Here is a 13,155-nt window from a genome sequence, read left to right as displayed (position 1 = left end):
AGCTGCTTTTTTACATGACCATCTTTTTTCCTTCATTAAGCTGAAGTTCTTGTTCGTATGTTTTAATGTGGTGGTTTTTCTTCACTCTAAGATGATAAACAAGGTAACAACAAATATAAAATCCTCCTCCCCAATATAGGGCCATACGCTGTTCAGCATCAAAGGCCAAACTTGCCATAACAATACAGTTTGCAATTAGAGCCACAGCAGGTAAAATGGGATAAAGTGGTGCTTTAAACTTTAAATCTTCTATTTTCCCACCTTGACTAATGTATTTTTTTCTAAAGCCAAGCAAAGAAGCCGTAATGGCAATCCACCCAATCTGAGCACCTAGTCCTGCTAATGAAAGCAACCAAACAAAAACCGTCTCAGCAGCAAATACTCCTGATAATAATGAAAGACCTGATATAGCGAGTGTAATAAGCAAAGCGTTAATTGGAACGCCCCGCTTGTTTACTTTTCCTAAACGAGGGCTTGCCATTCCTTCCCGTGACAAAGAATACAACATACGTGTTGCAGCATACATGCCTGAATTGGCTACTGATAAAAGAGCAATTAAAATAACAAAATTCATAATATCAGCTGAATACGGGACACCAATGCGGTCTAAAACAACAACGAAAGGGCTCTCAGAAACTCCTGCTTCCGTCCTTGGGATAACACCTGCGAGAACAAATACAGAAAGTACAAAGAAAAAAAGTGTTCTCCAAACCGTTTGACGAATGGAACGAGGAATTGTTTTTTCAGGATTTTCACTTTCCCCTGCTGCAATACCAATTAGTTCTGTTCCTTGAAATGAGAAATTAACACTAATCATTGTAATAAGAAGAGCTGTTACCCCGTTCGGGAGAAGACCATCAGTTGTAAAATGAGAGAAAAAGGGAGCAGCTTGACCGTCATTCATTTCAATCAAACCAAACATAGCAGCTCCGCCAACTCCAATAAATAAAATAATGGCAAGGATCTTAATACTTGAAAAGATAAACTCTGTTTCACCAAAAGCTTTTGCAGAAAGAGCATTTAAGAAAAACATAAGAGCAGCAAAAATGATACACCACATCCAAACAGGTGAACCCGGAAGCCACCTTTGCATAAGCTGTCCAGCCGACAAAAACTCTAAAGCAATCGTTACAGCCCATCCTAACCAATAGAGCCACCCAATAGCAAATCCTGTTCCAGATCCGATAAATTTTGTTGCATATGTTTGGAATGATCCTGACACAGGCATTGCAACAGAAAGTTCACCTAGACAAAGCAGGGTTAAGTACATAATAAATCCACCAACTAAGTATGCAAAAATGGCTCCTGTTGAACCAGCTTCATAAATCGTATATCCTGACCCAATAAAGAAGCCTGTCCCAATACACCCACCTAAAGAAATCATAAACAAGTGCCTGGAATTCATTGTCCTCTTTAATTCATATTGTTGCTCTTTTTCTCTTCCCATAGAAACACCCCTTCGTTTTCTATCCCTGATCAAGTGAGTAAGCTATCTTTTACTTGTTAAATATATAGTGCAAGTTTTATGCCATATAAACATCCCTAGTTAAACGAGTATTCAGATTAATATAAATGCCAAATTTTTAATTATCCTGCCAAAAAACTTGGCATTCCTTACTAAAAAAGAGACCAATCATCACTGCAATTAAAAATTAACAGGAGATTGGTTATCTTGTTTTCTTTTCACTTAATCTTTTAGTCTTTATCAAGAAGAAGTTAATGTGAGCAAGTTCTTTTGTTCAAAGAGCAAGTTTTCTCCTAAAAGAGACCCAACTAATGCGACAGCGACTTCAGCTGTTCGATTAAGGTCATCTAAAATAGGATTAATTTCGACAAATTCAGCAGATGTAATAAAATTAGCTTCTGCTAACATTTCCATAGCAAGATGACTTTCTCTATAGCTAATTCCACCAACAACAGGTGTTCCAACACCAGGTGCTTCTTTTGGATCAAGTCCATCTAAATCAAGTGAAAGGTGAACATGATCTGTTCTTTCTTTCAAGTATGAAATCGCTTCCTCCATTACCTTTGTCATTCCTAAACGATCAATCTCATGCATTGTATATACGCGAATTCCTTTTTCTCTTATTAATTCTTTTTCTCCTATATCAAGAGAACGAGCGCCAATGATAACGATGTTTTCTGGCTTTACTTTTGGAAGGTATCCACCGATGTTTGTTAGAAGCGGATGACCCATTCCTAAACTTACAGCAAGCGGCATACCGTGGATATTTCCTGATGGTGATGTTTCAGCTGTATTTAAATCTCCATGTGCGTCATACCAAATCACGCCCAAATTTTCAGCACGTTTTGATACACCTGCAAGCGTTCCAATTGCAATGCTATGATCCCCACCAACAACAAGTGGAAAACGCCCTAAACTAATGACTTCTTGAACTTTTGTACACAGCCGTTGATTTCCTTCTGCAACAGCCTCTAAGTTTTTCAAGTGAGTAGATGACGTTGATTTTGCTCTTTCTCTAATTTCAATTTCAATATCTCCCTCATCATATACTTCGTATCCTAAACGTTGTAGTCTTTCACTTAAGCCTGCACATCTAATTGCGCTTGGGCCCATATCTACCCCTCTTCTTGCTTGACCTAAATCCATTGGTGCTCCAATAATCGAAATTTCCCTTTTCATGTTTCTCCCCCTCTCGTTTCTTATCTTTTAGTGTAAGTGATAAAGGGTAAATGACTCAACTCGACAATTTTTTGATTATTTATACATATTTAAATTATCGAACATTTTTCTTTTTAGCCTGTTATTCTGCTTTTCAGGAGAGCTTTTTAGTTATAGATTATAAGAAAAACAACTGTATACTCACATTTTTTCCTTTCATTCTTTCTCAATATTTAACCTCTTCATTCGATATTGTAAACTTTGACGACTTAAACCTAGCATATGAGCTGTTTTTGAGATTTTAAAATTGTTTTCTCTTAAAGCATGGACAATACAATATCTCTCAAATGATTTCATTTGATCTTTCAGAGAAAGAGTTTGAAAAGCCTTCATTTTAAACGAAGGATCTTTCTCTTCTACTTCTTCACGCGCTTCCCATTTTGTTCTATATTGCATAGGTAGATGATAACGTTCAATCCTCTCCTCTTCATCCCCCATAATATTCATGGCAGCCTCAATAACATGCTCTAGCTCCCTTACATTACCGGGCCATTCATAAGATAAAAATAGTTGTAAAACATCTTCACTTATGTTTTGAACGTCCATCTGAAAAAGCTTATTATATTTTAGGATAAAATGCCGAGCAAGAAGCGAAATATCTTCTTTTCTTTCACGTAACGGTGGAATAAAAAGAGTCACAACTCCTAAACGATAATATAGATCTTTTCGTAAATGCTTGTTTGCAATAGCATCAATTGGATCTTCGTTAATATGTGCAATAATTCTTACATCAACAGACGTTTCCTTCGTATCTCCTATTCTCTTCACCTTCTTTTCTTGCAAAACACGCAACAGCTTAGCTTGAAGATGAATATTTAAAGAATTAATCTCATCGAGAAGCAATGTCCCTCCTTCTGCTTGTTGAAATAATCCCGCATGATCAGCAGCTCCGGTAAAAGCACCTCGTTTTGTACCAAAAAGCAAGCTTTCAATCAAATTATCTGGAAGAGCAGCACAATTTTGAGAAATAAAAGGACGTGATGCACGATTGCTCTCGTAATGGATTCCTTGAGCAAAAAGTTCTTTGCCTGTTCCTGTTTCTCCTACAATCAGTACGTAAGACGAGGTACGCGTTGCTCGTTTAGCACTTTCAATTACATCTTGAATAGCTGGACTTTTCCCAATGATGTTCTCAAAAGTAAATTTACTTTCTTTCTTTCTCTTTATATTCTCTCTTACTAATCTCTCAATTTTGGTAATATCCCGGGCAATTTCTACCGCTCCTTGAATCTCATTTTTTTCTACGATAGGAAATGTATTATTGACCGTTGTTACTTCTTTCCCTTTGTTGTTGAAGTACGTTTGCTTTTCATTTTTTGTTTCTTCCCCTGCCTCTAATGCTCTAAGAAGTGTACTTTGTTGACCTTTTTTAAACATAAACACTTCAAGTAAATCTTTATCCAACACATCTTCACTTTTCATATATTCCATTTCCATCATCTTTTTGTTATATAAAATGGTTTTACCATCTTTATTTACAACATGTAATCCCACATCTAGTTCATCCATAATTCGCTCATAAGTTCGCTTTAAATATTCTAAATATTCTACATTCTCTTCATACATTTAAGTTCTCTCCTTTTTACACTGCTTGTTTTTATTTAATCAGAAACAATTTCAATACGCAAAATTTTTTATGATATTTCTGACGAGATAAAAGAAAATGCCAAATTTTAATGCTCACTTTTCTGCATAAACGCTTAATTTTTTTGCTTTTTATCTCTATATGTTTAGAGCAACCCTATCCTTACTGCACAAAAATAGTTGGCACAGTTCTTGCATCATAAAGTAGACAGAAGTACAAAAGTTCTTATAGCTCGAATAAACAGGATCTATCACATGATTAAGAATAAATTAGGAGGCTTTACAATGAACTTAAAATACAGTCACTCTGAAGAAATTATTAACCAAACAGAAGCATATGGAGCAAACAATTATCACCCTCTTCCAATTGTTATCTCAGAAGCTGAAGGAGTATGGGTAAAAGACCCTGAAGGGAATCGTTATATGGATATGCTTAGCGCTTATTCAGCTGTTAACCAAGGGCATCGTCATCCAAAAATTATTGATGCGTTAAAAAAACAAGCAGATCGTGTAACACTCACATCTCGTGCTTTTCATAGCGATCAACTTGGCCCTTGGTACGAAAAAATTTGTAAACTGACGAAAAAAGAGATGGCTCTCCCAATGAACACAGGTGCAGAAGCTGTTGAAACAGCTATTAAAGCTGCAAGACGATGGGGATATACAAACAAACAGATTCAAGAAAATAAAGCAGAAATTATCGCGTGTGATGGAAATTTTCACGGAAGAACAATGTCAGCTGTTTCTCTTTCATCTGAGGAAGAATATAAGCGAGGCTTTGGTCCACTACTTCCTGGAATAAAGCGAATTCCTTACGGTGACCTGGAAGCTTTACAAAAAGCTATTACACCAAACACAGTTGCTTTTCTCATTGAACCGATTCAAGGTGAGGCTGGTATTGTTTTACCTCCAGAAGGGTTTTTAAAAGCAGCAGCAAACATATGTAAAAAAGAAAATGTTTTATTTATTGCAGACGAAATTCAAGTTGGTTTAGCTCGTACTGGTAAAATGTTTGCATGCGATTGGGAAGATGTAGAACCTGATATGCTTATCCTAGGTAAAGCATTGGGAGGTGGGGTTTTTCCTATATCTTGTGTTGTGGCAAACAAAGATATTCTAGGTGTTTTTAATCCTGGTTCACACGGTTCGACATTTGGCGGAAACCCTCTAGCTTGTTCCGTTTCATTAGCTTCTCTCCAAGTGTTAGAAGAGGAACATTTAGCAGAACGCTCTTTTAGATTAGGTGAATATTTTAAAGAACAACTCAAGAAAATTAACAGCTCTGTTATTAAGGAAATTCGAGGACGCGGTCTTTTTATTGGTGTAGAATTGACAACACCTGCTCGTCCTTATTGTGAACGTTTGAAAGAAGAAGGACTTCTTTGTAAAGAAACCCATAATACTGTCATTCGCTTTGCACCCCCGCTTATTATTTCCGAAGAAGATTTGGATTGGGCTATTCGTAAAATTCACTCTGTACTTTCTAATTAGAAAATAACGATCTTCCCTTAACAAGAAAGAACTCTCTAAACCTAGAGAGTTCTTTCTTGTTAAAGAAGCTTTTCTCCTAGTAAAGAACCGATTAAAGCAACCGCAACTTCGGCAGTTTTGTTGGAGTCATCAAGTATTGGATTTATCTCTACAAATTCAGCTGAGGTAATAAATTCTGCTTCTGCAAGCATTTCCATTGCCAAATGACTTTCTCTATAACTAATCCCTCCAACAACAGGAGTACCAACTCCAGGAGCTTCCCTTGGATCTAAACCATCCAAATCAAGAGAAAGATGAACTTGATCTGTACGTTTCTTTAAATAAGAGATAGTCTCCTCCATTACTTTAGTCATTCCTAATCGATCAATTTCATGCATTGTATAAACTTTAATTCCCTTATTACGTATTAATTCTTTCTCTCCATCATCTAGAGAGCGAGCCCCTATTATTACTACATTTTCCGGTTTTAGCTTTGGCATATATCCGCCTATATTCGTTAGTTTTTCATGCCCTATTCCTAAACTAACTGCAAGCGGCATTCCATGAATATTCCCTGAAGGAGAGGTTTCAAGTGTATTTAAGTCTCCATGTGCATCATACCAAATTACCCCTAGATTGTTAGCCCGTTTTCCTAGTCCTGCAAGCGTACCAATTGCTATACTATGATCCCCCCCAATCACGAGAGGAAAGTTTCCTTTTTCCACTACTTCCCTTACTTTTGTACTTAGTCGCTCATTTCCCTTTACTACAGCTTCTAGATTTTTTAAAGATGTATGAGCATGAAGATCTGCCCTTTCTTTAATTTCAGTTTTGATATCTCCTTCATCAGTAACATCATAATTTAAATTTTTTAGTCTTTCATTTAAGTCTGCATACCTGACTGCGCTAGGTCCCATATCAACTCCTCGCCTCATTTGACCAAGGTCCATCGGCACACCAATAATGGAAATCTTCTGTTTCATTATTCTCTCCCCCTTCTGTAATTCATCTATATTGCAACCGTTTACAAAAAGTGACTCTACACCTCTTTTTTAACGTTTTATACACGGTTATCTTCCTTGGTTTCCTTCGCTTCTAAACGTCTCATCTATCAACGCTAATCTTCTATAGTGTATATTTTCAAGACATTAAAAAACCCCACATTACGATGACTGGAAGATCGTAATGTGAGGTTGGGATCACAGAATAAATAAAGACTAAAAAAGAGAATAATAAAACGCCAAATGTAAAATTTGATCGCTTTTTCAGATGTTTTTTGTTACAGTATTAATAAGTTATTTACAAATTTACTACACATTTCGACATATGTCAACAAATTAAGACATTTTCTCACAACTTTTTAGCTATTTTTTGCTTCTTTTATCCAATGTGATGCATCATTTAGCGTACCTATGGCCCATTTTTTATTTTCAAAAGTAAACGTGCTAACAGCTGTGTTTGCTAAAAGCATTTTTCCTGTTCCGTTTTCCCCCTCTGTAACATAGTGAATAAATACGTTAATAGCTGCTCCATGGCTTACAACAAGAACATCCTCATCTTGATGATTGGTCATAATATTTGTAAGTTCCTTCACCATTCGTTTTTGCATATTTCCTAGTGATTCTATATTAAGAGGAAGATCCGCTCTCCAATCTGTACTAAGATTAGGAAATTTTTCTTGCAGTAAAGGAAGATCCGCTCCTTCTAGCTCCCCAAATGATCGTTCCCGAAGTTCCCGAAGGCCTTCTAATACTTTCATGTTTTTTACTTTCGCAATTTCTTCAGCAGTTCCATATGCACGCTTAAGATCACTAGCATAAATTACATCAATATTTTCCTTTTGAAATCTTTTTGCTAACGCTTGAGCTTGCTCAACTCCTGTACTATTCAATGGAATATCTGTCTGCCCTTGAACGAGTCCATTTTTATTCCAATCAGTTTGACCATGGCGAACTAAATACAGCATGTTTTTCGCTCCTTTTTTCGTCAAAAATTTTAATCCTCTTATTCTATCATACTCATTTTCTTAATATGACAGATAATAAGTTTTATTTATTAAACATAGTAAACCATTTAGAAAGTGAATAAATTCTTATTTTTTATCTTGTAAGCGTTTTCTAATGATTGCGTTATTACTTAAATTAATATAGAGTAATATCATAAAATAAAAAAATAGATTGAAAATTCTTTTTATAAGAGGTGTAAGAAATATGCTACAAACAATTGAAGTAACAAAAACTTCTCAGAAAAAAACAAAACCCAATCACAGTGAACTTGGTTTCGGAAAATTTTTCACAGACCATATGTTTACAATGGATTACTCTACGGACAAAGGGTGGCATAGTCCAAGAATCACTCCTTACGCTCCGCTTACTTTAGAACCATCTTCAATGGTATTCCATTACGGTCAAGCGGTATTCGAAGGCCTTAAAGCATACAGAACAGCGGACAATCGTGTTCAACTCTTTAGACCTCTTAAAAACGTAAAACGAATGAATCTATCTAACGAACGTTTAAGCATGCCGGAAATCCCTGAAGATTTAGCAATGGAAGCTTTAAAAAACTTAATTGAAATTGATAAAGAATGGATTCCAACTGAAGGAGGATGTTCTCTTTACATTCGTCCATTTATTATTGCAACAGATGCATTTTTAGGTGTGCGTCCTTCATCAACATATAAATTTATGATCATTCTTTCTCCTGTTGGTGCGTATTACAACAGCGGCGAGCAGCTTCAACCTGTTAGTATTTACGTTGAAAATGAATATGTTCGTGCTGTACGCGGTGGCGTAGGGATTGCTAAAACAGCAGGAAACTATGCGGGAAGCCTTCGTGCTCAAACAGAAGCAGAGAAACTTGGCTATGATCAAGTGCTTTGGCTTGATGCAATTGAAAAGAAATATGTTGAAGAAGTAGGAAGTATGAATATCTTCTTCAAAATCGGTGGGAAAGTTTATACCCCTGAACTTAGCGGAAGTATTCTAGATGGGATTACGAGAACTTCAGTGATTGAACTTCTCGAACATTGGAATATCCCAGTAGAACAAAAACGTATTTCAGTTGAAGAAATTTTTGAAGCATCTGAACGTGGGGAATTAGAAGAGATTTTTGGAACAGGTACAGCTGCAGTTATCTCTCCAGTTGGAAAATTAAAATGGGGAGAACGTGAATTAACAGTAGGTAATGGAAAAGTTGGTCAGCTTTCTCTAGACGTTTACAATACAATTACAGGTATTCAAACAGGTACTGTAGAGGATGAACTGAACTGGACACTTAAAATTGATTAACAAATAAAAAGGATGACCGCTAGATGCGGTCATCCTTTTCACTGTCCTTCAAAAAAGTATAGAGCACTTTATCAACTGCGGAACTTTCATGAAGAGCTGGGTGTAATAAAGGAAACTCTTTTTTCTGTACATTAGGCACATAGTTTTCTAACGAAAATGCACTTTCTGTCAGAACGCTCCCATCTCCGCCTTTATGTTTTACATTTCCGGCAACTGAAAGAATTGGAATACGTAATTCTTTCAGCTTTGTCGCTTCTTTTTGAAGCTTTGTAATGGCCTCTGAGTGATATTGTAAATCTTTTGCTCCTTCTGACATACGATTGCTTTCTGTTTTAGGATAGTTTACAGCAAGTTCATCAATATCCAATCCTCCAACAGGGGTACCTATCGTTGTAAGAGATTTAACACTTTTATCTTGCGTCTCTTCTAAATACTTAATAGCGGCAAGTCCGCCCATGCTATGACCCACAAGATGGTAACCTTCCATTTTTTCCTTTTCTTTAAGTTTTTTTACTACATTTTGAACCCATTTCCCTTGTTTACTTATGCTTGCATGATCATCTTCAAAAATGACTTGTACAAGAGGAAACTGATCTTTTTTTTGCTGAAAATGGTATTTATGCACACACGAAACAACACCACGTTCGTTAACACGACAAACAGCTGCTTTATACCCTTGACCATTTTCCTCAAATCGCTCCATAAGAGTCTTATAAGAACGTTCTCCACCTAGAAAACCATGGAAAAGCAAAACAGGTTCATATCGTCCTTGCTCACCAACGGCTTTTTGTGTTTTCCATATTCCAAGGAAAACAATAAGCAATGTTAGTAATCCAATAATAAATGCTTTCAATTGTTGCTCCTCCTGTTGACTTATTGTTCTTGTACTTCGGAGCGCTTTTATTAAAACAAGCGGTTGTGAATTTTAGATTGATATTGCTTAAATGCACGTGAATGGCTTAGCTTCTTTTTCTCCATCAGAAGATTAAAGCGAAGCAGTTTCTCACTTATTTTCTCCTCCAGTTGCTCCTTTTCTTCTTTACCCTCACAAACAGCAAGCAAATCTTCTAATTCTGCAATATTTTTTTTCAACATCATTTCTTCAGGAAGATATCCTGAGTTTTTCAAAATTTTGTAGCTAGTACGAAGTTCCTCTGGCACATGTGATAAGTCTTCTAGCTTGAGCGGTTCTCCTTTTCCCTCTAGATTTTCAAAATCCCCGTCAGCAATTGATTTCTTAATTTTCTCTTCTACTAACCTAGTAAAATTCATTCTTTCATCTCCTTCTAAAGAACATCGTTATTCTAGTTTTTCAGAAGCTATCACTTCCCAATTATGATTAACAGAGACATCTATAGGAGAGAACGTTGTAATATATTCAGCAATTAAGTCTGTCATTGCAACGGTTATATCTCTTACAACTTCCTTATTTTTAAACATTTCATAATCCCCGCCGCCACCTGCTCTATACGCATTTGTGACAATTTCATAAAAGTCTTCTTCATCTATTTGCGCTCCATCTTTTTCTAGAAATACAATACGCTCGCCTACTTTTTTAGAAACATCAACTTTATATTGTATGCCTTCCCACATATCGTAATTATAGGCTTGTGGTTTTGGATAAGAAAAGTCTTTGCTTACGGTTAATTCTCCATTTTCATCCAACGCAAAATAGGAAGCAGATCTTTCTAAAGCTGCCTTCATATCAGATCCTGTTATTCTAATAACTTTTAATGTATTAGGATAAATATAATTCGAGACAATGTCACGCATTGTAATCTCTTTATCAAATCCTTTTATACTGTCATTAAACAAAGCTGTACAAGAAATTTGGGCCCCTGATGCGTACATTTGGACTTTATTTATAAATTCAATAAGTGGATGTTCTTTTATTCTTGCTTGGAAGACATCATCGATTTTCATACTTTCTTTTGCAGTTCCAGTTCTCTCATCAAGCCACTTTTGTGTTCCTTCTTCATAATAACGAACAAGTTCTACTATTTCTTCGTCCTCAACAATTTCTTTTGTAGATAGTGTCATGCTCTCTTTTTTTAGAATAGAATAGCCCTCTTCCTCTTCTACAAACTTAACCACAACTTTTCCTACTTCTTGTCCAAAAAAGCTCGGCTGGACAATTGTCACACCATTTACTTCTCCTGCTAAGGAGCGATGCTGATGCCCTGTTAAAAGAACATCAATACCTTTAATACACTGACACATCTCATAGGCTTGATTTTCTCCTGTTAATGTTTCAGTAGCTTCACCTGTTTCCAAATCCCGCTCAAATCCCCCATGATAAGACACAACGAGAAGATGGGGTTTTTCGTGTTCACGAATATATGATACCCATTTTTCGGTTACTTTTAGAGCATCTGCAAAGACTAAGTTTTCAATATGAGCAGGTTCTTCCCAATTTGGAATATAGTGAGTGGTTACTCCTAAAACAGCTACCTTTACTCCGTTTAGTTCTTTAATTATATAAGGTGTTTCTAAAAAAGGTGTTTCTTTTTCCTTTTCCAAAATGTTAGCACACAGCCACGGAAAGTCTGATTGTGCGACAGCTTCCTCTAAAGCTACACGTCCGTAATTAAACTCATGATTTCCAACCACTGCCCCGTCATATTTTAAATGATTTAGGATAGCGATCATTGGATTTTTATGATTTCGTTCATATTTCATATAGTATGTAAGCAAAGGACTTCCTTGAATTAAATCTCCGTTATCTATTTTTAACACACATTCACTTTTTTCTTCCTCCTGTTTAATCATCGTTGCTATTTTAGCTATCCCGAGATCTGCTCTCTCATTTGTTCCATACTGAATTGGTAATACATGTCCATGTATATCGCTCGTTTGTAAAATAACTAGCTCCATATAACTGCTCCTTTGTATTTATTTGATATATTCTAATAATTGCTATTATGCAAGAGTGAAATTTATTTTACTAGTGAAGTTACATTTTCTTAACAAGTAAGAATCCATGTATATCGCTAAAAATACCTTAGAAAACACTTTCTTAACATTTTATTCCTAAATACAACATTTAAAGTCTTGTAATTATTCAAAAAAATTGCTAAACTATAATTGTTCATTATAGCTCTTTCTTTATTTTAGAAAACGCTTTTTTAGAATAAGAAGAGTACAAATGGATATACATTTTCAAGTGGTTTTGTTCCACAAGTAGGAGGCAATAACATGTTAGAAGGTAAAGTAAAATGGTTCAACGCTGAAAAAGGCTTTGGTTTTATTGAAGTAGAAGGTCAAGACGATGTATTCGTTCACTTCTCTGCAATCCAAGGTGAAGGTTACAAAACTTTAGAAGAAGGTCAAGCTGTTACATTTGAAATCGTTGAAGGCGCTCGTGGTCCACAAGCTGCTAACGTTCAAAAGTAAGCTCTTCACCAACATGGGACGTATTGAAAGCTTTGTTCTATGAGAGTCTCATTAAATAATGAAATTTTCTCTTCTGAGGAGATTTCCGTCTAAACAAAACGGTCATAACTTGTTATGACCGTTTTTTCTATTTTATTGTTTTATTTCTCAACCAGCAGGAGGAACTCTCTTACTCTTGTATCCTTCTGGAATAAAATCAAGCATATATTCTAATAAACATTTTGGATTGGATCCTTGCATAACGTACTGTCCATGCACACGCGGCATAAACCCTGAATTAACAGTATGTTCAATAAGCTGTAGAAGTGGATCATAATATCCTTCCACATTTAATAATCCAATTGGTTTTTTATGAATACCAATTTGAGCCCAGCAGATGACCTCAAAAAGTTCTTCAAATGTTCCATATCCTCCAGGTAAAGCTACATACATATCGCTTAACTCTGACATTTTCGCTTTTCGCTCATGCATATCCGCTACTTCAATAAAATCACTCACACCTCTATGAGCTATTTCTTCTTTAAATAAACCTCTAGGCATAACTCCGGTAACATGCCCCCCCTGTTCTAGAGCGCCATTTGCTACTTCTCCCATTAGCCCTAGTTTAGAACCACCATAAACAAGATGAAACCCATTCATTGCAATGACTCGCCCAAGTTCTCTCGCTTGTTTAGCATACTCTGGATTAAGTCCCATGTTAGATCCTGCAAAAACACATACACGTTTCAATGTCTGCGC

12 protein-coding genes are annotated in these 13,155 nt (G+C 36.0%); 3 read left to right on the top strand and 9 right to left on the bottom strand.

All coding sequences use genetic code 11. The features are described from left to right. Positions 1-10: 10 nt before the first annotated feature. The 3 genes from B9N79_RS17495 to B9N79_RS17485 all read right to left on the bottom strand — a co-directional run bounded on the left by B9N79_RS17495 (position 11) and on the right by B9N79_RS17485 (position 4,249). The gene (locus B9N79_RS17495) at positions 11-1,447 is read right to left on the bottom strand and encodes an amino acid permease (protein ID WP_040057109.1); all 1,437 of its coding nucleotides are present in this window, start codon (positions 1,445-1,447) and stop codon (positions 11-13) included. 258 nt (positions 1,448-1,705) lie between these two features. Then, positions 1,706-2,644, bottom strand: a complete 939-nt coding sequence (rocF, locus tag B9N79_RS17490) for an arginase (RefSeq protein WP_040057110.1) — start codon at positions 2,642-2,644, stop codon at positions 1,706-1,708. 195 nt (positions 2,645-2,839) lie between these two features. Beyond that, positions 2,840-4,249 (bottom strand): sigma-54 interaction domain-containing protein, encoded by a 1,410-nt coding sequence (locus B9N79_RS17485; RefSeq protein WP_040057111.1) that lies wholly within the window; start codon positions 4,247-4,249, stop codon positions 2,840-2,842. Positions 4,250-4,552: 303 nt separating this feature from the next. On the opposite strand from B9N79_RS17485, the gene B9N79_RS17480 reads away from it, so the two are divergent. Further along, positions 4,553-5,758: an ornithine--oxo-acid transaminase gene (locus B9N79_RS17480; RefSeq protein ID WP_019393743.1), complete on the top strand. Its 1,206-nt coding sequence runs from the start codon at positions 4,553-4,555 to the stop codon at positions 5,756-5,758. A gap of 59 nt (positions 5,759-5,817) precedes the next feature. Here B9N79_RS17480 and rocF (B9N79_RS17475) read toward each other — a convergent pair whose 3' ends face one another. Together rocF (B9N79_RS17475) and B9N79_RS17470 are read right to left on the bottom strand one after the other, a co-directional pair. Then, positions 5,818-6,720 carry an arginase gene (gene rocF, locus B9N79_RS17475; protein WP_019393744.1) on the bottom strand — a complete coding sequence of 301 codons (903 nt, stop codon included), beginning with the start codon at positions 6,718-6,720 and terminating at the stop codon, positions 5,818-5,820. A 377-nt stretch (positions 6,721-7,097) separates the two neighbouring features. After that, positions 7,098-7,703, bottom strand: a complete 606-nt coding sequence (locus B9N79_RS17470) for a histidine phosphatase family protein (RefSeq protein ID WP_040057246.1) — start codon at positions 7,701-7,703, stop codon at positions 7,098-7,100. A 244-nt stretch (positions 7,704-7,947) separates the two neighbouring features. Here B9N79_RS17470 and B9N79_RS17465 point away from each other — a divergent pair, with 244 nt between their 5' ends. Next, on the top strand, positions 7,948-9,024 hold the full coding sequence (locus B9N79_RS17465) for a branched-chain amino acid aminotransferase (RefSeq protein ID WP_085118753.1): 1,077 nt from the start codon (positions 7,948-7,950) through the stop codon (positions 9,022-9,024). A 19-nt stretch (positions 9,025-9,043) separates the two neighbouring features. On the opposite strand, the gene B9N79_RS17460 is transcribed toward B9N79_RS17465, so the two are convergent. From B9N79_RS17460 to B9N79_RS17450, 3 genes are read right to left on the bottom strand one after another with little or no spacing between them, the layout of a single operon-like run. After that, complete coding sequence (locus tag B9N79_RS17460; protein WP_167555133.1) at positions 9,044-9,877, bottom strand: alpha/beta fold hydrolase; 834 nt, start codon at positions 9,875-9,877, stop codon at positions 9,044-9,046. Between the two features lie 50 nt (positions 9,878-9,927). Beyond that, the gene (locus B9N79_RS17455; protein WP_019393748.1) at positions 9,928-10,296 is read right to left on the bottom strand and encodes a DnaJ family domain-containing protein; all 369 of its coding nucleotides are present in this window, start codon (positions 10,294-10,296) and stop codon (positions 9,928-9,930) included. A 27-nt stretch (positions 10,297-10,323) separates the two neighbouring features. After that, entirely contained in the window at positions 10,324-11,898 is a 1,575-nt protein-coding gene (locus tag B9N79_RS17450; protein WP_040057114.1) for a bifunctional metallophosphatase/5'-nucleotidase, read from the bottom strand. A gap of 321 nt (positions 11,899-12,219) precedes the next feature. Here B9N79_RS17450 and cspD point away from each other — a divergent pair, with 321 nt between their 5' ends. Continuing rightward, positions 12,220-12,417, top strand: a complete 198-nt coding sequence (cspD, locus tag B9N79_RS17445) for a cold-shock protein CspD (protein ID WP_019393750.1) — start codon at positions 12,220-12,222, stop codon at positions 12,415-12,417. Positions 12,418-12,564: 147 nt separating this feature from the next. On the opposite strand, the gene B9N79_RS17440 is transcribed toward cspD, so the two are convergent. Further along, complete coding sequence (locus B9N79_RS17440; RefSeq protein ID WP_019393751.1) at positions 12,565-13,146, bottom strand: LOG family protein; 582 nt, start codon at positions 13,144-13,146, stop codon at positions 12,565-12,567. Positions 13,147-13,155: the final 9 nt, after the last annotated feature.

Source organism: Priestia filamentosa (assembly GCF_900177535.1).
Lineage (GTDB): Bacteria > Bacillota > Bacilli > Bacillales > Bacillaceae_H > Bacillus_I > Bacillus_I filamentosa.
This window is presented reverse-complemented; position numbering and strand designations above follow the sequence as displayed.

Bases quoted from the DNA above. Each gene is read 5' to 3' on its own strand.
- rocF (WP_019393744.1), bottom strand. From the start codon at position 6,720: ATGAAACAGAAGATTTCCATTATTGGTGTGCCGATGGACCTTGGTCAA.
- B9N79_RS17495 (WP_040057109.1), bottom strand. From the start codon at position 1,447: ATGGGAAGAGAAAAAGAGCAACAATATGAATTAAAGAGGACAATGAAT.
- rocF (WP_040057110.1), bottom strand. From the start codon at position 2,644: ATGAAAAGGGAAATTTCGATTATTGGAGCACCAATGGATTTAGGTCAA.
- B9N79_RS17450 (WP_040057114.1), bottom strand. From the start codon at position 11,898: ATGGAGCTAGTTATTTTACAAACGAGCGATATACATGGACATGTATTA.
- B9N79_RS17465 (WP_085118753.1), top strand. From the start codon at position 7,948: ATGCTACAAACAATTGAAGTAACAAAAACTTCTCAGAAAAAAACAAAA.
- B9N79_RS17480 (WP_019393743.1), top strand. From the start codon at position 4,553: ATGAACTTAAAATACAGTCACTCTGAAGAAATTATTAACCAAACAGAA.
- B9N79_RS17455 (WP_019393748.1), bottom strand. From the start codon at position 10,296: ATGAATTTTACTAGGTTAGTAGAAGAGAAAATTAAGAAATCAATTGCT.
- B9N79_RS17485 (WP_040057111.1), bottom strand. From the start codon at position 4,249: ATGTATGAAGAGAATGTAGAATATTTAGAATATTTAAAGCGAACTTAT.
- B9N79_RS17470 (WP_040057246.1), bottom strand. From the start codon at position 7,703: ATGCTGTATTTAGTTCGCCATGGTCAAACTGATTGGAATAAAAATGGA.
- cspD (WP_019393750.1), top strand. From the start codon at position 12,220: ATGTTAGAAGGTAAAGTAAAATGGTTCAACGCTGAAAAAGGCTTTGGT.